At 64.5% G+C, this 18,954-nt stretch carries 23 protein-coding genes; 3 read left to right on the top strand and 20 right to left on the bottom strand.

The window, feature by feature from the left end; all coding sequences use genetic code 11:
• Nucleotides 1-6 precede the first annotated feature (6 nt).
• Nucleotides 7-678: a hypothetical protein gene (locus V2B31_RS02945; RefSeq protein WP_328275111.1), complete on the top strand. Its 672-nt coding sequence runs from the start codon at nucleotides 7-9 to the stop codon at nucleotides 676-678.
• Here V2B31_RS02945 and V2B31_RS02940 read toward each other — a convergent pair.
• The 6 genes from V2B31_RS02940 to V2B31_RS02915 form a co-directional block, all read right to left on the bottom strand.
• A complete protein-coding gene (locus V2B31_RS02940) occupies nucleotides 645-1,349 on the bottom strand; it encodes a uracil-DNA glycosylase (RefSeq protein ID WP_017499944.1) in 705 nt (234 codons plus the stop codon). The genes V2B31_RS02945 and V2B31_RS02940 overlap by 34 nt on opposite strands.
• Nucleotides 1,346-2,524, bottom strand: a complete 1,179-nt coding sequence (locus tag V2B31_RS02935) for a nucleoside triphosphate pyrophosphohydrolase family protein (protein WP_017499945.1) — start codon at nucleotides 2,522-2,524, stop codon at nucleotides 1,346-1,348. The genes V2B31_RS02940 and V2B31_RS02935 overlap by 4 nt, the downstream gene beginning before the upstream one ends.
• Nucleotides 2,521-2,721 (bottom strand): hypothetical protein, encoded by a 201-nt coding sequence (locus V2B31_RS02930; protein WP_017499946.1) that lies wholly within the window; start codon nucleotides 2,719-2,721, stop codon nucleotides 2,521-2,523. Before V2B31_RS02930 ends, V2B31_RS02935 begins: the two co-directional genes overlap by 4 nt.
• Nucleotides 2,722-2,772: 51 nt before the next feature.
• On the bottom strand, nucleotides 2,773-4,737 hold the full coding sequence (gene rlxS / locus V2B31_RS02925; protein ID WP_017499947.1) for a relaxase/mobilization nuclease RlxS: 1,965 nt from the start codon (nucleotides 4,735-4,737) through the stop codon (nucleotides 2,773-2,775).
• Nucleotides 4,738-5,083: 346 nt separating this feature from the next.
• Nucleotides 5,084-5,245: a hypothetical protein gene (locus V2B31_RS02920; RefSeq protein WP_168196079.1), complete on the bottom strand. Its 162-nt coding sequence runs from the start codon at nucleotides 5,243-5,245 to the stop codon at nucleotides 5,084-5,086.
• A 332-nt stretch (nucleotides 5,246-5,577) separates the two neighbouring features.
• On the bottom strand, nucleotides 5,578-5,898 hold the full coding sequence (locus V2B31_RS02915; protein ID WP_017499949.1) for a DUF736 domain-containing protein: 321 nt from the start codon (nucleotides 5,896-5,898) through the stop codon (nucleotides 5,578-5,580).
• A gap of 360 nt (nucleotides 5,899-6,258) precedes the next feature.
• Between V2B31_RS02915 and V2B31_RS02910 the strand changes: the two genes are divergently transcribed.
• The gene (locus V2B31_RS02910; protein WP_017499950.1) at nucleotides 6,259-6,486 is read left to right on the top strand and encodes a hypothetical protein; all 228 of its coding nucleotides are present in this window, start codon (nucleotides 6,259-6,261) and stop codon (nucleotides 6,484-6,486) included.
• Nucleotides 6,487-6,539: 53 nt separating this feature from the next.
• On the opposite strand, the gene V2B31_RS02905 is transcribed toward V2B31_RS02910, so the two are convergent.
• The 14 genes from V2B31_RS02905 to V2B31_RS02840 all read right to left on the bottom strand — a co-directional run bounded on the left by V2B31_RS02905 (nucleotide 6,540) and on the right by V2B31_RS02840 (nucleotide 17,810).
• Nucleotides 6,540-7,043: a hypothetical protein gene (locus V2B31_RS02905; protein ID WP_017499951.1), complete on the bottom strand. Its 504-nt coding sequence runs from the start codon at nucleotides 7,041-7,043 to the stop codon at nucleotides 6,540-6,542.
• Nucleotides 7,036-7,503: a hypothetical protein gene (locus V2B31_RS02900; RefSeq protein ID WP_017499952.1), complete on the bottom strand. Its 468-nt coding sequence runs from the start codon at nucleotides 7,501-7,503 to the stop codon at nucleotides 7,036-7,038. Before V2B31_RS02900 ends, V2B31_RS02905 begins: the two co-directional genes overlap by 8 nt.
• A 110-nt stretch (nucleotides 7,504-7,613) precedes the next feature.
• Complete coding sequence (locus V2B31_RS02895; protein ID WP_017499953.1) at nucleotides 7,614-9,425, bottom strand: ParB/RepB/Spo0J family partition protein; 1,812 nt, start codon at nucleotides 9,423-9,425, stop codon at nucleotides 7,614-7,616.
• 85 nt (nucleotides 9,426-9,510) lie between these two features.
• Nucleotides 9,511-9,945: a DUF2958 domain-containing protein gene (locus V2B31_RS02890; protein ID WP_017499954.1), complete on the bottom strand. Its 435-nt coding sequence runs from the start codon at nucleotides 9,943-9,945 to the stop codon at nucleotides 9,511-9,513.
• Nucleotides 9,942-10,913 (bottom strand): ArdC family protein, encoded by a 972-nt coding sequence (locus tag V2B31_RS02885; RefSeq protein ID WP_017499955.1) that lies wholly within the window; start codon nucleotides 10,911-10,913, stop codon nucleotides 9,942-9,944. Before V2B31_RS02885 ends, V2B31_RS02890 begins: the two co-directional genes overlap by 4 nt.
• 515 nt (nucleotides 10,914-11,428) lie before the next feature.
• On the bottom strand, nucleotides 11,429-11,884 hold the full coding sequence (locus V2B31_RS02880) for a hypothetical protein (protein ID WP_017499956.1): 456 nt from the start codon (nucleotides 11,882-11,884) through the stop codon (nucleotides 11,429-11,431).
• 54 nt (nucleotides 11,885-11,938) lie between these two features.
• Nucleotides 11,939-12,580, bottom strand: coding sequence for a lytic transglycosylase domain-containing protein (locus tag V2B31_RS02875; RefSeq protein ID WP_017499957.1), 642 nt, complete (start codon nucleotides 12,578-12,580; stop codon nucleotides 11,939-11,941).
• Nucleotides 12,568-13,089, bottom strand: coding sequence for a S26 family signal peptidase (locus tag V2B31_RS02870; RefSeq protein WP_017499958.1), 522 nt, complete (start codon nucleotides 13,087-13,089; stop codon nucleotides 12,568-12,570). The genes V2B31_RS02875 and V2B31_RS02870 overlap by 13 nt, the downstream gene beginning before the upstream one ends.
• Nucleotides 13,082-13,393, bottom strand: coding sequence for a helix-turn-helix domain-containing protein (locus V2B31_RS02865; RefSeq protein ID WP_081095412.1), 312 nt, complete (start codon nucleotides 13,391-13,393; stop codon nucleotides 13,082-13,084). Before V2B31_RS02865 ends, V2B31_RS02870 begins: the two co-directional genes overlap by 8 nt.
• Nucleotides 13,394-13,423: 30 nt before the next feature.
• On the bottom strand, nucleotides 13,424-14,305 hold the full coding sequence (locus V2B31_RS02860) for a phytanoyl-CoA dioxygenase family protein (protein ID WP_017499960.1): 882 nt from the start codon (nucleotides 14,303-14,305) through the stop codon (nucleotides 13,424-13,426).
• Between the two features lie 5 nt (nucleotides 14,306-14,310).
• Nucleotides 14,311-14,925 carry an acyl-homoserine-lactone synthase gene (locus V2B31_RS02855; protein ID WP_017499961.1) on the bottom strand — a complete coding sequence of 205 codons (615 nt, stop codon included), beginning with the start codon at nucleotides 14,923-14,925 and terminating at the stop codon, nucleotides 14,311-14,313.
• Nucleotides 14,926-15,017: 92 nt separating this feature from the next.
• On the bottom strand, nucleotides 15,018-15,764 hold the full coding sequence (locus V2B31_RS02850; RefSeq protein ID WP_017499962.1) for a LuxR family transcriptional regulator: 747 nt from the start codon (nucleotides 15,762-15,764) through the stop codon (nucleotides 15,018-15,020).
• Between the two features lie 86 nt (nucleotides 15,765-15,850).
• Nucleotides 15,851-16,177: a helix-turn-helix domain-containing protein gene (locus V2B31_RS02845; RefSeq protein ID WP_017499963.1), complete on the bottom strand. Its 327-nt coding sequence runs from the start codon at nucleotides 16,175-16,177 to the stop codon at nucleotides 15,851-15,853.
• A 487-nt stretch (nucleotides 16,178-16,664) separates the two neighbouring features.
• Nucleotides 16,665-17,810, bottom strand: coding sequence for a CaiB/BaiF CoA transferase family protein (locus V2B31_RS02840; protein ID WP_026108913.1), 1,146 nt, complete (start codon nucleotides 17,808-17,810; stop codon nucleotides 16,665-16,667).
• Nucleotides 17,811-17,842: 32 nt separating this feature from the next.
• On the opposite strand from V2B31_RS02840, the gene V2B31_RS02835 reads away from it, so the two are divergent.
• On the top strand, nucleotides 17,843-18,892 hold the full coding sequence (locus tag V2B31_RS02835) for a LysR family transcriptional regulator (RefSeq protein ID WP_026108914.1): 1,050 nt from the start codon (nucleotides 17,843-17,845) through the stop codon (nucleotides 18,890-18,892).
• Nucleotides 18,893-18,954: the final 62 nt, after the last annotated feature.

The following is an 18,954-nucleotide window of genomic DNA, read 5'->3' as shown; positions in this document are numbered from 1 at the left end:
ATCTCCGTGGCCGAGCCGACTGCGCGCGCAACACTCGCCGATCCCGTCGTGGCGGAAGTCGATGCCTTCCTTTCGGGCCATGGCAAGAAGCCCATCGAGACGGTCGCCAACACGATTTTTCCGGCAGCGCTGTACAGGCGCTACGGCGCGCCGCAATTCTTCGACCGGTTTCGCGACAACGTGCTGCCGAAGGTCCGGAGGTCGGGCGCTTGGTCGGGCTATTATTTCGAACGGATGATGGAATTGCCCCGCGCCGACGGCCAGCCAATCAATCAAATCTGGGGCATCGTCGAGCGCCTGCGCAACCCGAACGTCCGAGCGCTCAACAAATTCGAACTGCTGATCTTCGACCCCGCCCGCGACGTGAATGACTCGCCCTACGGCGGTCAGTGCCTGAGCTTTGCCAGTCTCAAGCTGATCGGCAAGGGCGACGATCGTCGCCTCGGCATGACCGCGCTCTACCGCAATCACTACTATATCGAAAAACTGCTCGGCAATCTGATCGGCCTCGGCCGTCTGCTCGAATTCATCGCCAAGGAAGGCGGGGTCGCGCTGGGTCCGCTCACGATCGTCTCGACCAACGCCACGGTCGACACCGCCAACTGGAACCGCGGCGATCTTAAGCAACTCTTTGAACGCTGCGATCAGGCGAGCGCACATCTCCGTGCTGCGGCGTGAGGCGCGCCCAACGGCAGTTCTAGCGGCTCATCGTTGTCATCCGCGACACCGTACAGGCTGAACATGCCCTCGATGAACTCGCGCTGCCCGCCGTAGCTCGGATGGCGGACCGCGGTGGTCGGAATGTCGAGACCGTCCAGCGCCAGGTGAGCGTCGCGCCCGATCGCGACGATCTGGCGGGGCCGGATCATTGACACGAGGGCTTGCAATATCGGCCAGGTCGCCTCGCGCTCGCTTCGCGTGTGGCATCGGTTCGACATCGGATCATCCGCTTCATGGGGATGGAACGGGAAAACGTTCCAGAGCATGACAGGCTGACCGATCCGCTCTAGCACACGCCAGACGATCGCCGCGGTGCGCTCCGCCACGGCGGGTCCCTGCGTCGCACGTTCAAATGCGATGCCGCCCATCAGCGTGCCGGCATGTCCGAGGTGAATTTCGTCGGTCAGCGGTACGCCCGTACGCCGCCCCCCGCGATAGCCGAGATCACGCGCGATCCAGATCGTTTCGACGCGATGATCAAGCGCCGCGGTGAGCAGCATTTCGAGATTGTCGCGGCGCCGGGCGGCGGCGTCGCTGCGGTCATGGACCGTGCAGCGATCGCGCCAGGGATTGAACACTGAGGGAAGTTCGGTCGCCGCCAGGGTGGACACAAAGGATTTCGGGGTCATGACGGCAATTCCTTGATACGCAGGCGGCGATTGGCGAAGTCGATCAGGACGCGGCCGCGCCGATGCTCCTGAAGGAAGCGGAAAGCCGTATAGCCCTGGAGGATCGCTTCCTCCCAAAGCCACAGCGGACAGCGTTCTGATTCGTAGCCGGCGACGAACTGGCGGACATGCTTCAGCATGTCCAGCGGAAGGCCACCGCGCTTCACGTTTTCAAAGTACCGGAGTTGCTGCGCTTGTCCGAAAATCCAGGAAGTTATGCCCTCTTCGATGAGAATCGCCCGAGCACCGTCTTCGGCGTCGTCGAGTTTCGGATCGCTCTTGCGCTTGAGACGGAGCAGCGCACGCAGCACTGGCGACCAGCCAAGCACCGCGACATAAGCGTAGTGAAAGACATCGTGGAAACGATAGTCGTCGGGTTCGAGCGCGTTGTCGGTGAGCCGGTCGCCGACATACACACCGCTTGAGCGTTGATACACGAATGTCTGCCCGCGAACGGTGCGTTCATAGACGTCGATCGCCATCCGCCGCGGCAATTGCTCTTCTGGGTCGAGCGCCGCATCGGTCGGCGCCGGATAGATGCGCTCGCGCGGCCAGCGATCGAAGATCTTGTGAAGATTCTTCACGGCGGCAGCCTCGATGGTAACACCGGATTCGTTTGCCGCCTGGATCAACCGGCGCATGACCGCGACCAGCCGGCCCGCGAGTGCTTCGCGGTCCTTCGCAAGACCGCCCGCCTGGAAATCGTTGATGAGCAGCCCAACGTCGCCTGCCAGCGCGAGCAGGCTATGCTCGAACTGCGGCATCGGTGCCTTGGCAAGCGGAATGTGCTGCGGCTGCAGCGCATGGAAACTGAGCGTTTCGTTGCCGCCCGTCTGCCATTGTCCGCCGTTTGTCGCCGCGGCGGCAGCGATGTCGCTGAGCGCCATGCGGCTGCGCCGTGCGATCGCCGCCAGATACCAAAGGACGTCACCAAGCTCTTCCGCGACGGCGTGAGCGTAACCCAGGTAGGAGGCATCGTCGCGCTGCTTTTTCTTGGCCTCACTGAGCAAGCTGCCGACTTCGCCGAAAAGGCCAAGCATCGAGAAGCCCAGTGCGCGGCCACCGCTGCGTTGATCAGTCCGCGCGGCCTGCTTCGCATAATCCGCAACAGTGAGAGCTTCGAAATCCTCGCTCATCGCCTGCCCTTCCGGCGATCCGATATCGCGTCTGCGGGGACGCTCACGCCATAGGCTTCAAGTGCCCGCAGTACGATCATCCGGATCGGCTCGCGGGAATCGAGCGACCGTTGACCGAGATCGCGTTTCGTAACGGCAGGAATCTGCACCTGAAGATGCTCGTCGCCGACATCGGTTTGCGCTGCGATATTTTTCATGAATCCATGAAAACATAATTTCATGAAAATAGAAAGCCCGAATCCTCCGGATCAGGAGACGCTCGGCCCGCTGCGCTGCCGCCCGAGTGTCCAGTTGATCCCGCCGTCGCGCATGATGCCCGAGACCGATTTACCGACATGGCGATCGAGAACAGAGCGCCACGGCACCAGCGTGAAATCGCGCGACCGTTCGATGAGCGCATGGCGACCACTCGTCATCTCGACTGCGCGCACGAGCCTGCCTTGAACAGCCTCCCCCTCTCTGGCCTCGGCGAACGGAACGCCTAACTTGTCGGAGAGCTGGCGGGCGACACGCAGCAATTCTCGCCGCTGGAGCGCGGCGAGCATCCCTCGCCGATAGACCGTCTGCCCATCCTGTTCGTCTGCAAGCTGTTCGGTGATCAGCCATTGCCGTCGCATCGCCTGCGCTGAACGAACCTCGTGCCCGAACCCAGCATCGCGCACTGGCACCGGCGCTTCGGCGACCAGCTCGCGATCGAGCCAGGTCGCGGCATCGGTTCCCGGTAATTTGTCGAGCGGGATCGCCGACAGGGTTTCAATGGCAACGGGGTGGTCGCGGAACTGCATGGCTTCGAACCTCTCGACCCTGGCGAGATGGTCCGGCGCGATGATCCAGCTTCCGTCGGGCTCGCGCTCGACGACGCCCGAGATTTTTCGCATCGCTTCAAGCCGCCGGACATGCGTTTCGGCGAAGCGTTCGCTGGCGGTCGGATCGTGCTTCAGATGGGCGTCGATCGAATAGCGCCCGCCGTTCGCCGCCGCGATCTCGTCGATCGTCCGATCGACGGCGCGAATGCCGCCCTCGCGTGGCGCGATCCGGACGATGGCATTTTCGGGGATCGTGTCGACCAGCTCGCCCTTGCCGATCTCGGCATAATGGGTGCGCCCGTCGATGCCGTCGACCAGCAGATAATGACGGTCTTCATGTTCGTCGGCGAGCCCGCGCATCACGACGCGGCCGATGATCGGCGTCGCCTCCTTCGCGACCGGGTCGTAGATGACGCGATCGACCGCAGCACGATCGAGCTTCCGCGCGGTCAGCTCGCGCTGCATGGTGCGGATGATGTCGCCGCGCTCGCCGATCTGGCGCAGTGTGTTCGCAAGGTCGGGCTCAAGCCGCCAGGTGCCGTTGCCGACATGCGAGGCGAGTCCCATGCGCCCGAGTTTCTGCAGGCGACCGACGCGAAGCGATTGCTGGAAGGGATCGCCATCGCTCGCGCTGACCAGCCGCGCGGTATCCATGTCGCGGATCAGCCGTCTGTCGATCGCGGTCAGCCGCTCGGCACCCGTATCGCTGCGAAGCCGCTCTTCGATTTCAAGGTCGGTGCGCGGCCCCAGGTCGAGGTTGACGATCTCGATCGCCCGCTGCCGGCTCCCGTGCGAGATATACTCGCGCGCGATCAGCAGATTCTCACCCCGATCGTTTACGCCGCGCACCACGATATGCGTGTGCGGATGGCCGGTATTGAAATGGTCGACCGCCACCCAATCGAGCTTTGTCCCAAGATCCTGCTCCATCTGCGTCATCAGCCGGCGCACGAACGGCTTCAAGTCGGGATACTGGTCGGCGTCCTCGGCCGACACGATGAACCGGAACTGGCGGCGGTCGCCGTCACACCGTTCGAGGAACGCCTTGCCATCGGCGACGTCGCTGTCGGGCGAGTAGAGCGCACCAGCCTCGCCCTCACGGGTCACGCCGTCGCGCTGAATATAGCGAAGGTGCGCCTTCGCACCGCCCATGCCTTTCCCGCCAAGGCCGACAGGCCGTATCTTGACGATCACGCGGCGCGACCGGAACGCGCCCAATCGGTCGCGCGATCTGAGCACCCGCGCAACACTCGCGCCGCGCCCGATCCGGCTGCCGTCGAAACGGCCGCGCCTGCCCGTTTTCATGCCGGCCCGCTTTGCCGCTTTCACGACGCGGCTCAGGTAGCGCTGCTCCTTGCCCCGGCCGCGCATCCGGCCCAGCTGCGGTTCGAACTCATCATCGCGCATAGCGGCGTCCTTCCATGCCGGAATGACGCTCCCCGCCGATAAGAATGGCGCGTCCTCGCCAGAGCGCAAGGAGTCTCGCGATTGGGATCGGAAAAGCCCAGAAAACCGCCACTCCTGGTAACCCTGTCTCGCACTCAAAGGGCGAGTCTCGCAAAAGCCTTCAAAAAACGATGTGCAGACAAACACTTACAAAATCGCGAGATTTTGCCTCTATCTTGCCATCGAGCCCGACTGCCACCTGCCGCCCCAGACGCCCGCTTTGCCTTCCCGCCTTCCCGATCAAAAAAGGGGAGCGGCGCCATGCGGCACCACTCCCGCGAACCTGCCCCTTCAACAGCGCATCGCCTTATTGCCAGCCTGCCTGTTCGGCCTGACGCAGCGCCCGATTGCACCGCTTCAGCCTCTTCTCAGCGGCCCTTAATTCGGCTTCGATCTGCCGCCGTTCTCCCGCGTCATCGCACCATGAAAGCTCCGCGCGAAGCTCCTCGATCTGTTGTTCAACCGACATCTCATCCTCCTGATACAAGCGAAAGATGAGCCATCGCCCGGCGGGGAGCGGGCGGGGTCAACCACCGCGCAGCGGCCGCGAAGCGGGCGACGGGGGAGCCGATTTTCTCGTCGCCGGAGTGGAGCGAAGCGGAACGCAGGTGGCGTGAAAATTGGGGGAACCGTCGATGGTTGAGGCGGTCCGTTCGCCGCCGGATACTCGGTGCTTGCTGAGCGGATTTCTTCCTCTCTGCAGGCCCGCAAGCGCGTTCCGGTGCAGGAAAAGGCCCACGCCAAGCCCTCAAGGCATGAGGAAAGCCCCGCGCCGGGTGACCGGCGCGGGGCCGATCCGGCTCAGTCGCCGGGGTTCCAGATAACGGCGAACGCGTCGTCGTCGTCCTGCCCGGCGGCGCGGCCGAGATTGGCGTAGAGGGTGCGGCCGCCAAGTTCGGGGGCCGACATGGCGAGGCGGACATATTCGCGCTGGCTCACCTCGCCGGTGCGGATCCAGCCGCCGCCCAGTTCGACGCCGTTCGACAGCACGCGGTAGTCGGGCTGGTCCCCGGTCTTACTGCGGTTGGGGATGATGGCGATCTCGGCATTGACCGAAAGCGTCTTCAAGGCGCCCCGGAACGAACCGTCGTTCTGGCGCTGGACATGACCGATTGAGGGCATTTCTCGTCTCCTTGCACATTCGCCCGACCCGATGCCGGGCGATGGGCGGACCGAAGGGACGGCCCTTGAGCGCGCTGCGAACCGCAGGCCGAAGCGAAGCGGAGGACCGGAAGCGCGGGGCTGATTTGGAGCGAAGCGGCCGCGAGGAGCGCCGCCAAAGCGGCGCGGGGAAATCAGTTCCGCGCGATGGTTTCGCGAGGCGCGCGGCCGTCCCAGGTCATGCGCCCAAGGAGCCGGCGACGGGTTGGTGAGACACGAAAGGACGAGATGCGCGCGCGGACAGGAAGCCCAGTCCGGCGTCTTTCCGGGAAGCCATGATTGCTTTCGCGGCCACGAGGCCGCGGCTATAGCCTCACGGCGATGAACGAAGGAACGACGATTGCGGGGCAGATCGAACGGCTGATCGTGCGGCTGGACGGCGCGGCGGTGTGCGATGCCTGCGTGACTGACCGGCTCAACCTGTCGGTTACCGCACAGGCCAATGTCGTCACCTGCGCGCTCGGCGGCACGCGCGGATTCGAGCGGCAGAAGGACGAATGCACGTTATGCGGAAGCGCCCGGACGGTGATCCGCCGCACCGCCCGGTAGGTCAGGCGGCAGGGGTTTTCGGCACGCGAGCGCGCAGTGCGGCGCGATTTGGGCTAGTTGCCGTCGCCCGCGAGCGCGCGCGACAGCGCCTCGTTGGTCGCGTCGATCTCGATGCGGTCTGCGAAAATCGCGCACCAGCCGCCACCGAACTCCCCGATGCGGGGCTTGGAACAGGTCATGGCCCATTCAAAGCCGATCGGCCCCTTGGCGAGCGTTTCGGGGCAACATCGCTGGATCACCACCGCGATGGCAGCGGCATCGAAATCGTCCATGCTGGCGAAACACACGATCCGCGCGGATGGATCGTCGGGGCAGGTTTCAGCGATGAAATCGGCTCCGATGGTGGGAAATTCGGGATCGTTGAACGCCTCGCGAAACCCGCTCCACCGCGCGTTCGCATCGTCCGGCGGAAAGGCTGCGAGCAGCGCCGCGCTCGGCGGATCGGGCGCGTCGTCATTCGCTAGCGCGTAGCCAGCGTTTGCGACTTCCTCGATCAGCGCGCACTCGGCGGCGGTGCAGCGAAAGGCGAAGCTGCCCTGAATCCAGATGTCAGCCATTGCTCGCCTCCTCCCGTTCGGGCGTGATGACAAGCGGGGGCACCGCGAAGTCGGCCGCATCGAAATGCGCGATGATCGCCGCATAGCTGCCCAATCGCTCGGCGGTGCAGCGCCCCATGAGGATATAGTCGTCCTCGTCGGCAGCGTAGCTTTGCGGTTCGCCGCTGCCGGTGAACACGGTGCGTTCCGCACCCCACTGGCAGGCATAGGCGCCCGACCAGCGCGCGAAGAAAAGCCCATGCGCGATGCAGAAGGCTTCGAGTCCCTCGAACCGCCCCCAGGCGACCTCGTGCGCCATGAGCGCCAAGGGCTCGCCCTCGGGCAGATCGCCGAGCGCGAAGGGTTCGCCGTCCCATTCGGTGGACAGCCCTTCGTTCGCGATGGCCTCGGCGAAGGCGGGAAGCTGGCTGGCGGGGAGCGTCCCGCCGATGGTGATGGATGCCGAAACACGGTCGGCCATGACAAGTCTCCTGTCTGAAATCCGCGCCGCGAGGGCCGCTTGCGGCCGAGCGGCGCGGCGATTTTATGGGGGACGGAACGGGCGGCGGGTGCGCCGCCGCCCGTCCAGTTTCATGCGGCTTCGCGCTCGGGCTGTTCCTGCGGCTCGGCCTTGGCAGGGGCCGGAAGCGCAATCACCGCGCCGGGGCCGGTCGGTTCCGGCTCGCGGTCGGGGCGCGCCGCGAGCACCTTGGCATGAGCCGCGACGGTGCCGACGCCGCCGCGCGCCGTATAGGTAGCGGGCGGGAACGCCATCCATTTCGGCACCCAACCCTCGACCTTGGGCCGCCCGTTCGCACCCTCCAGATGGTCGCGGACGATGCGCTTCAAGACCTTGCCCGGTTCCTTCGCATTGGCGGCGGCGACAGGTTCGCCCGCCACCTCGGCGACGATGCGGGTCAGCACCTCCTTGTCGCGGACACACTCGAAAAAGGCGTCGTCGGCCTGCCAGTAGCGGGCCATATCGACGCCGATCTCGCCGCCGACCGCCTCGATGGCGGCGCTGCCGCTGGCGAGCGTTTCGCCCATGACGATGACGATCACGTCCATTACGGCGCGGTCGGGCACGTCGAGCAAGCGCAGGAACACGCCGACCAGTCCGAAGTCGTCGCCGTTGCCGCCTGTGACGGTCGGTTCCTCGGGCGAGAAGCCGAGAAGGTCCAATACGGCGCGGCGCTTCGCGTCGAAGTCGGTTTCCGCGCGGCAAGTTTCGACGCTTTCGCGCACATCGTCGTTGCGCGCGGTCTGCGGCTCGGGCTTGACCGTCCACAGTGGCGACCCGACGATGACATGGGCGACCATCAAGCGCAGCGCGACCTTGGGATGACGGGTCAGCGAGGCGCGGACAGCGGCATGACGGTGCAGGTTGATATAGGTCTGCATCGTGCTCGTCACTTCGGGGCGCGGCACTTTGGGGCCGGTTTCGATTGCCTCGCCGCGTTCGAGCCGCTTGGCCTCCTTGCTCGTCACATAGCCTTCGTGGACCTCGACCTCGCCGCTTTCGCGCACATCTATATACACGCGCCCGCCCTTGCGCTTGGGTGCCTTGGCGAACTCATAGCGGTAGAAATATTCGCCGGGCGGGACGATCACCACGTCGAACCATCCGGCATCCAGATAGTCCTCCTTGCGCGCGTCGATTACGGCGTTCTGCGCGGTCCAGAACGCGTCGGCATCTGCAAAATAGCGGTCTTCGCCGAACAGATCGGCGACGATCGCAAGGCCGCTCGCATCGACGTCGAACAGGGCATGTTCGACCTTGATCGACTGCCCGCCGAACAGCCATGCCTTCAATTGCTGGCCGGTCGGGCAATAGGCGTCGTCATCGTCGTAGAGCGCCAGCCATGCCTTCTGCTGCTGCTTGCTCGCCAGCGTCAGATGCCGGACGGTCGCCGCGTTGATCTTCTCCTTGCGGTAAAGATCGCGGATGCGCGGAAGCAGGTTGCCGAGCGCTAGGATACGCTTCACGCCAAGCTCGGGAATGCCGAACGTCGCGGAGATATCCGCAATGTCGCGGCCCTCCTTGACCAGCCGTGCGAAGGTTTCCCATCGCGTCACCTCGTCGGGATCGAGCCGGGTGTTCTCGAGAAGCGATGCCTCGATGGCGTCGGCGTCGTCCCCGGCGTCGAGGATGGCGACGGGAAGCGGGCCGTGGTCGATGCCCTCGACAAGCGCGATGGCGTTCGCCGTCCAGCGCCGCCGCCCGGCGACGATTTCGTGGACGCCATTATCGTTGCCCGCCTGCGGGCGCACGATCAGCGGCACGATGACACCGCGCTTGCGGATCGAGGGCAGAATGTCGCCCACGTCCGGGGGCTTGGGTCCGTGCCGCATGTTCACCTTGGACGGAACCAGCTTGCTATGGTCGATAAAGTCGAGTTTCATTGGTCTGCTCCTTCTGGAGCGCCGGTCCCGTTTGTCTTGCTGGATGGGCGGGACCGGCACTCAATGCGGCGAAACGCGCCGCGCGTCATCCGGCCCCTCGATCATCAAGAGGCGGCGGAAGCTCGTTGCCGTTCCGGCTATCGGTGATGCGGCGAAGTTCGGCTTCGGCCAGAACGATTGCACCCATGCGCCGCGCGGTATCGGACCATAGCGAAAGCGGGGCCAGCGGCTCGAAATGCTCGTCGCGCTCGATGAACAGGCCGAAGGGCAAGCGGACGCCCGCAATCTCGGTAAGCGAGAACACGCCCATTTCCGGGCATCCGAACCCCAAGTCGGCGAGGCCGAACAGCGTGTCTCCATCGTCGTAAAGCTCGGTGGCGATCCACGTCGCCGCGCCGACCGGATTGAAGAATTTGACCACCGGGAACGGGTCGAACCGTTCGTCGCGCTGCTCGTGGAGGCGGCTGGCGCGCGCATTCGCGCGCAGCGCCGAAAGGATCGCATGGGGGAGCGTAATCATGCCGCTTCCCTCCCTTCGTCCTGCGTCTCGGCGTAGCGGGCAAGCAGCCAATCGGCGGCCTTGCTCGCCTGACTGGCCGCGCGAAAGATCGCGCGATTGTCCTCGCGCAGCACGTCGAGCCATGATGCCAGATAATCGGCGTGACGAACGGTCGGCACGATGCCGAGCGCGGCGCAAAGGAAGGCCGATCCCATCTCGGCGATCAATTCTTCGCGCGCATAGTCCTTGCTGCCGAACGCATTGCGCAGATTGCGATTGAGGCGCGACGGGTGGCCGCTGGCATGACAGAGTTCGTGCAGCGCCGTCCGGTAGAAATTGATCTGTTCGTGGAAGGCCGGTTGCGGGGGCACCTGCACATAGTCGGCGCTCGGGACATAGTAGGCCTTGTCCCCACCGATGCGGAAATCGACGCCCGATGCCGCAATGACCGCTTCGGCGATCGGCACGACTTGGCGTTCGGGAAGCGGTGCGGGGTCGGTGGCAAGGCCGGGGCGCAAGCCTTCGCACTGTGCGACGTTGAACACGGTGAAGCGTTTGAGGAACGGCACCGCGCGGGCTTCGCCGCCGGTCTGGCGCGCGCGTTCCTTCTCGGCTTCGGGGGTGAAGCGGTCGGCATAGACAACCCTTGTCCCGCGCTCGCCTTTCCTGACATTGCCGCCCGCCTCCAAGGCTTGGCGGAAGGTCAGCCACGATTGCGACGGATAGCCGTTCTCGATCACTGCTCCCCACAGGATCAGGACATTGACGCCGCTGTAATTGCGGCTGGTGAGCCCGTTGCGCGGGAGGCCGGGGGCGGCGGAGAAGCCTTGACCATTGGGGCGGCCCCAAGGCTGGACCCAAGGGAAGCGGCCCGCCTCAAGTTCGGAAACAATGCGGCCCGTCACCTCGTCGTAAAGATTGGCGCGCTCCGCCGGGGGCTGGCGTTTGCTGCCCTCTGCGCGCGCGCGTTGGCTGCCGGTCTGGTGCATGGCTATCCTCCAATGCCGCCCCAAAAACCCCAGGGCCTCCCCCGGAGCGGGGGTGGGCGGCGAATTGCGACCTGCCGGGCGCGGCCAGGAGGCGGTCCGCACCCGCAGGGCCGAAATGCAATGGAGGAGCCGGACCCGAGCGCAGTCGAAGGCCGGCTTGCGGGACGCCGGGCCGGGCCCAGAAGGGAGCGCCGCCCACCCGCGCGACGAGGGGAAGGCCCAACGAAAAATGCCGCCGCGCCGGTCAGGCGCGGCGACGACAGGCCGGAGCAAGGCTCCGGCATCCCGCCAGTCCGATCGTCACCTTTGGCCGGGACGCGCGAAGCGTGGCCCGGTGGAGCTTGGCGAACGGATGTGAGCCTAGCGGAATAGAGCGGCGGTCGCGCCGCAGGCGCGAGGCGCCTGAAAACCCGGATGCGTCAGGTCAGACCCTGCCGTCTTGAAGCACTCTCGTCGTGGTCGCCATGCGCGCGGTGACACGAGGAGCGAGCACTCGGCCCACTGGCCCCAACAGATCAACCGTGCAGCGGGGATCCGTTCGAACCGGTGCAAGCGGTCATCGCGGGCAACAGGCTCATCATGGCGGCACCGGCGATGATGATCGCGCCGACCGCCGCGGCGATGCCGGTCGCGGTCGGCCCCGCACCGCCGAGCTGCATCAGGCTGGAGACGACACTGCCGCCGGCGATCCCGGCGGGCACGGCGAAGAGAAGCGCGATCGCTCCGCGAAGCGGAACGGGCAACCGCGACGCGATGAGCATGCGTCCGATCAGCAAGACCGCGACGCCGACGACGAGGCCGAGAAGCAGACCGAGCAACGGCCCCAGTTCGCCACCCCCCGCCCACAGAAATGCGGCCGCACCGAGCCCGACCGGGAGTGCGAAGACGGCGAGCCGGAACATCGCCCAGGCGAAGAGGACGATGCCGGTGGCGGACAGGATCAGACCGAGCAACATCACGACCAACTCCATAGGCTCGGAACATAGCAGAAACACGATTCGGCATGAAGCCCCGATCGGCTCGCACTATGGGCGGTCTGGCGCGTTCTTCTCGGGCGACGTCGATCGCAGCGCGACGAACAGCGTGGCCGCACCGGCTTCGCTCCGGCCGGCAGGGGGCCGGTCGCCGATCGCGAAGAAGATGGCATTGACGGTACGCGGCGTTGCACTGGCGGCCGTGACAGCCGACCGGGAATTGACGGGCACTCCGGCGACGCTCGCGAGATAGGCGCGGGTCTCACCGGGCAGCGCGCGGCCGGTCCGCACGTGCTCGGCATAGCGTGCCGGTCCCGCGTTATAGGCTGCGAACAGTCCGGGATAACCGAAGCGGTCATACATCAGACGAAGATAGAGCGTCCCCGCCAATATGTTGTCGCGCGGGCTATGGGGATCACGTCCGAGCCCGAGCCGCGCGCGCATTTCGGACCAGGTGCCGGGCATGAGCTGCATCAGTCCCATCGCGCCGGCGTGGCTGGTAATCGGGCGCCCGTCCAGCACCGTGCGCCCGCCGCTCTCGGCGCGCATGACGCGCTCGATCCATTCTACCGGCACGCCGAAACGCGCCGAGGCTGCCTCGATATAGGGCCGCCAGTGAACGACCGACTGCGCGTCAGCCGGTGCCGCCGCCAGCAGCGCCAGGGCGGTGATGGCGACCCTCAGCCCAGCCACAGCAGTCGCACCTCGCCGATGACGTCGCCGCGCGATGTCGGTCCGAAATAACGCCCATCGAACGAATCCGGGCTGTCCATCAGCAGGAACAATGCGCCCGAACGCAACATCACGCAGCCATTCCACCACGGCATCGGACGGTCGCGGCCATCGGCTTCGCGGCGTTCGGCCACCGGGTGGCCGTTGACATAGATCTCCCGCCCGCGCGCACAGACGCGATCGCCGGGCGCGGCCGCGACGCGCTTGACCAGCGGGATATTGATCGGAATGTAGCGCCGCTCGGCGGCGAGCCGGCGCCAGCGGTCGGGCACCCGGACCAGCACCATGTCGCCCGATGCGATGTCCTGCCGTCCGCTGACGGCATAGAGACCGATCGGCGCGCTGGCCGATGCGTTCCAGACCAGCCACGGCGTTGGCGGCAGCGCGATCGTGGTCGCCAGCGCGGCCGCGCCGAGACCGATCAGCGCGGTGGGTTTAGCCGGCAGACGGGAGGGTAGCAGCCTAGCCATTGCCTCCCTCCCGCATGTTCGCGCGCGACCAGGCCTCGATATCGTCGATATGGTAGCGCCAGACGGTGCCATGCTTTCGGCACGGCGGGCCGCGCCGCTCCCGGCGCATCTTCTTGAGCGTGTCCCCCGCGAGACCGAGATGGAACGCGGCCTGCTTGGTTGTCAGAAACGGGCAATGCTCGCGTGCCCGCCGAGCGCGCTCCGCGGCCGACGACGCCGTGGCTCCACCGTCCACAGCGGATGAATCCGCCTCGATCCGTGTTCGCGCGCCGCCGCCTGCTTCGGGGTTTGGATCGTGTGTCATGAGTGCAGCGCCCGGTCCGACGAACCCGCGTTACCCGCCGATCAGGCCCGCACGCGCGGCTTCCTGTTCGGCGACATAGGCATCCAGCATGTCGGCCTGGCCGGGGAGCAGCGCGTCGATCGCAGGGAGGCCGTCGATATCGTCCCGGTGAAGCAGCACGGACGGGCACTGGCCTTCGACATTGCCGAGATTGGGGCGATGCTGGGCATAGCCGATGAGCGCGGCCAGATCGGGATCGAACGCTCGAGCGATGGCGGGCGGATAGACGAGATACTGATTCTCGAACGTCCGCAGCCATCCGAGGCAATAGGAGGTGATGACCGCGCGGCGCACATGATCGGACTGGTTAGCGCCGGCACCATGCAGGATCGATCCGAGGAACAGCAGCGCGGAGCCGGGTGGCATTTCGGCGGCGACCGGACGTGCATCGCCCGGTTGCGATGCCGCATCGTGATGGCTGCCCGGCCAGACCAGCGTCGCGCCACTCTCCAGCGTGAACGGATCGATCGGCCAGATGACGTTGATCTGATAGTGCATCCCGGTCTTGACGCCGCCCCAGAGATCCTGGTCGCGGTGCGGCACCTGCGCGAGCGCGCCGGGATGGATTTCGATCGCCTGGGTGAGGTTGAGAACGATACGATCGCACCATTCCCCGAGCACCGTTTCGGCGATACCGCGGATGATCGGGTGCAGCACAAGGCCGGCGATATGCCGTGAACGCCGCAACAACGCGCCAAAGCGCTTGGTGCGGGCTCCGTAGAATCCGCCTTCGCAAAAGGGCGTGGCGACGAAGCGCGGTGCGAGTTCGGCTTCGAGCGCGGTGATTAGCTCGGTCGGCACGGCGTTATCGACAATGACATAACCGTCGGCGAGCAGCATCGCGGCGAGGCGGGCGGGGTCGTGCATCGCCATTCCCTTCACGCGGCTCTTGCCGCCGCATCGGGAGTGATCGCACCCGGTACATAGATGCCGTTCGACGCCAGCAGCGCAGGCGTACCGGCGCAGATCTCGATGCGGAACGCTCCAAGGAACGCGCCATCGATGCGGCGCGCGGGGCCGAGCGGCGCTGCGCGCCAGCCCATCGCCAAAACCTCCTCGCGAAAAGCAGCGGTCACGACGCCGGTTAGCATGGTGATTCCGCTGCCGAGCGCATGATCGACCATCGCCGAGATGAGCCGGTTGCGGACACGCAGGCGTCCGGGGGCGCCCAATCGTTGCGGCAGGCAAAGTCGCGTAATCTCGCGAACCTGCTCCCCCCGGGGCGCATCGCACTCGCAGAGCGACGCGAAACGATCGGCGAGAAGATGTGCGCCCTCTGTCGATAGCAGCCGCATCGACCCCTGGTGAATGCAGCCATCGTCGGTGGCGATCAGATAGACCGCCTTGTCGCCGTCATAGCTGTCGATTTCATAGCGGCCGCCGACGACCGGAACATCCCAGCCCAGCAGATCGACGAACAGGGTCTTGCGGTCCTCGAACATCGAGGCGGCGCGCGCATCGGTAAGCGAGCACCCTTTGACAATATGGATCATGGCAGTAGCTCCCGTTCAAATTGAACAGTCGCGAAGGGAGCAGAGATGAAGGGCTCAAACAGTCGTCAATATTGAGGATGCGGCGATCCCGCTCAGAACCGCGGGACGATCTCCTCGATGCAGACGATTCCGCAGGCGAGCGCGATCGCCGGGAGCTGCGCGCGGGAATAGATTCCGAAATGTTCGCGCAGGTCACGCATGTAGGTGCGCACTGTCGTCGGGGCGATGTTCATCATGATCCCGATCTCGACGTCGCTCTTGCCCATCGCCGCCAAGCGAAAGCATTCGAGCCGCTTTGGGCTGAGATGGGGTAATTTCAGCGGGCGCGCCGGAAAGCCGTGCAAGCGCCGCGCCTCGGTAAACGCCTCGCTCGCCATCAGCGTCGCGATCCGGCAGATATGCGATGGCGGCAATTGCCCGTCGCGCGTTGCGAACGTACAGCATCCGGGCGGCTCGCCGGCGACGCCAATCGGAACGGTGAGGCCGTTGCGCAGGCCATGACGCGCGGCTTCGCGCACGATGCGCGCCTGTCGCCGCGTGAAGCCGCCCAGCAGTCGCTCCATTTCGTGCCAGCAGAACGCCCGGCTTGTCGAGCGCGCCGCGAGCAAGGCGGGATCGTCGCGGTAATAGCCTTCGGCGACGAAAACGTCGCCCCAGCTCTGGAAATTGTCCATGCGGAAATATCGCCCACCGGGCTGAAAGAAGGCCATGCTCTGGACGATCGCGAGCCATGGGAGGCCGAGCTGGCGTGCGGCGGCCTCGCTGCAACTGAACAGCTCGCGATCACTGTTCGCGCGCCTGGCCTGCTTAATATAGGCATCGAGGTCGCGAAACGGCACCGAGGGGCACTCCTTTCGACGCGCGCGTTGCGGGCGCGTCTATCGGGCGCGTGGTTCCAGCCCACGCGCGTGCAGCCCCCGATGATTTACTTGGTCTTGCTCGGCCGCCCCGTCGGCTTGTGCGGATGGCGCCGGAGCGTCACCGCCGGGCGCGCCAGTATCGCGCCGATTTCCAGTTCGTCGTCCGAAACGATCGAGATCGATATCCGGCCGGACAAGAGATAGACGGCATTAACGCCGAGTGCCTTCGCGAGCCGCTCCATTGCTTTCAGCGTCGGGCTCGACCGGCCATTTTCGATCGCACTCAGATAAGAGCTGCTCGTGCCCGCATCATGGGCGAGCGCTTCTTGCGTGATGCGCATCGCAAGCCGCAATTTCCTGAGATTCAAACTGAAGGACTTCGACGCATCCATAAGGGCGTAAGTTCACGCCCTGCGACCATTACTCCACACTGGATACAGGTTGGAGTTATTATCTATATTATTACGTTTTTACAAATATTTAAATGAGATTCCCGAACAACGCGCACTCAACTCTGATGCGGATTCTCAGGCGCGCCAAAAGACCGCATTCGGACGGTCGAATCGGTCGATGACCGAAGCCCTCACGCCAGGACATTGGCCGTGGACGCCGCAGTGGAAATCCCATCGGCGTCGTCACATCCGGGGCGAGCATTGATTTCAAGCGCCGAGCGAATCACGATGCGAACAACGTCCCGTGGACACGTCCGCAATCGCCGTTCCGGCGTGGCGTACAGGAATCATCGGATAGTTTGACGTGCCTGTGTGTCGTTGTCTCCTTTGATTTGAATGCAGCGCAGCGAAGCGGAGCGTCGCATTGGTTCATAGTTATGAAATCACCGTTCGTGTCGGGCCGCTGGCCGCCCACCATGCCAACCGACTACTCGCAACAGTCGGTTCTGGCGGTAATCCCGCAGCGGTCCGGTTTGCTCCAGCCCCGCCGAATTGTACTCGGATCTTCATGATGCAGCGGGATCGGTCCGGGGATCGGTAGTGACGAGCCCGAAAAACGTGGCGCCGGCATTGCCTGGAGGATATTGTCGATCTCCCGATAGACGCCTCGCGCTGCCATATGAGGATGGCGCGCCGCTTCGTCCGGATCAAGCACGGGGGCAAAGCAGGCATCGCTGCCTTCCAGCAGTGTGCGCCATTCTTCCCGTGTCCGCATGGCGAATATCTCGCTAAAACGCTGCTTGAGCTCGGGCCAGGCATCACGATCATAGCCGTCGTCAAAACTGCTATCGCCGGCCAACCCCAGCTTTTTGCAAAGCAGCGCATAGAACTTGGGCTCGAGTGATCCGACTGAGATGAAATTCCCGTCGGCGCACCGATAGGTCGAGTACCAGTGAGGGCCGTCAAGGATGCTGCAGCCGCGTATGCTGGCAACCTGGCCGGCGGCCTTCAGGCTCAGGAGCAAGTTCATCATGTGAGCGCTCCCATCGACGATCGCGGCGTCAACCACTTGCCCATTCCCGGTATCCCGCGCGTGCATTGCCGCTGCGAGGACGCCGATGGCCAAATAGAGCGCTCCACCCCCAATATCGCCTACCAGGCTTGGCGGCGCCATTGGCGGTTCACCGGGATGCCCAGCATACCAAAGGGCTCCTGACAGCGCGATATAGTTGATGTCATGGCCGGCCGCTTGGGCGAGAGGTCCCTGCTGCCCCCAACCCGTCATGCGACCGAATACAAGGCGGGGGTTACGCGCTAGGCAAACCTCGGGACCAAGGCCGAGCCTCTCCATCACCCCAGGCCGCATGCCTTCGATCAGTACATCGCCCCTTTGGACGAGATCCAGGACATGCGCGACGCCTTCGGGGGACTTCAGATCCAAGGCAATTACACGTTTCCCGCGGTTCACAATGGCGCCGCTGCCAAGATCGATATTTTCGGAGTTAGGGCTTACGCGTTCAATGACGACGACATCGGCGCCAAGGTCGGCCAACAGCATTCCGCAAAACGGCGCCGGGCCGATGCCCGCAATTTCGAGTATTTTGAGGCCTGCAAGCGGACCAGTTTTCGTCATTCAGGCATACCTGCGTCTGAGACCTTGGCGCTTTGATCCAGGCCGTTTCGCCGCTCCAGATTTCGAGACGGGTTGCAGTCGTGCTGGGCGGCAGTGTCGAAAGTAAGATTGGCAAAATGACCTTGATTCGCCTAATTCATTCTCTGGAGCAATTATTCCTGTGGGGCATGTCCATGCTCGATTCTCGCCTCAAGCATGCCGTCGCGGTTGGTCAGCTTCGTTCCTTCTCCAGGGCAGCGGATGCGGTTGGTGTCACGCAGTCGGCGGTGACCAAGAGTGTCGCTGAACTCGAACGGCATCTTGGCTATTCCCTTTTCCATCGGACCTCACGGGGCGCGATGCCGACAGAGGAGGGACGCGAATTTATTGATCGCGCAGCGCGCTTGCTTGCCGACGCAGCTGAACTACTCGGAGATACAGCCCGCCGCGCCGACGCCTATGCGGGCCCGCTTCGAATCGGACTGTTCCCAGGGTCAATCGACTGGTTGCTCACCCAACCTCTGGTTTCTTTGCTGCGGCGCCATCCGGCAGTGCGCGTCGAAGTCGTTTCGGGCAACAGCGAAAGGGGCGTGCGACTCCTGTCGCGCGGCGATATCGATGTCGCCTTTGGACTTGAAGCGGCCTTTGCACGCTGGCCGGAATTCAAGTGCGAGCGGGTCGCCTCGATCGAAATACTGCCTTTTGTGCGGAACAATCATCCCATTCTGGGGATAAACCCGACCAGCAAGGAGCCGCTGGTCCAGTTCGAATTCGTAGTGCCCTCATCTTCCGAACCCTACACATCGATCATTCAGCAGATGTACGAAAAAAGCGGTAAGCGTCCCGCTGACTGGATCCACATGACAGACTATTTTCAATTGGTTCGACGGATCGTTGCCACATCCGATGCTATCGGGATGGTTGCAAAACAGTTCACCGAGAACTCATGGTTTCGCGCCAATTTCGTGGCCTTGGAGGGAATCGGTTTATTCGATCCATTGACGCTTTGTTATGCTGTGCGTAGCCGCTGGCAGGTAAAACCGGCTGGCCGTGCGCTCGTCAGCCTTGTTCGTCAGGCATGGCGCACCGCATCATCGGATTAACGGCAAGGGGGCGGGGTGCGATCGGAAATCCGCTGCATCCGTCGCGATCAGCTAGAGCATTT

It is taken from the genome of Sphingobium sp. (genome assembly GCF_036170395.1).
In the GTDB taxonomy this organism is placed as follows: domain Bacteria; phylum Pseudomonadota; class Alphaproteobacteria; order Sphingomonadales; family Sphingomonadaceae; genus Sphingobium.
The sequence above is the reverse complement of the archived record's forward strand: the minus strand, read 5'-3'. Positions and strand labels throughout refer to the sequence as shown.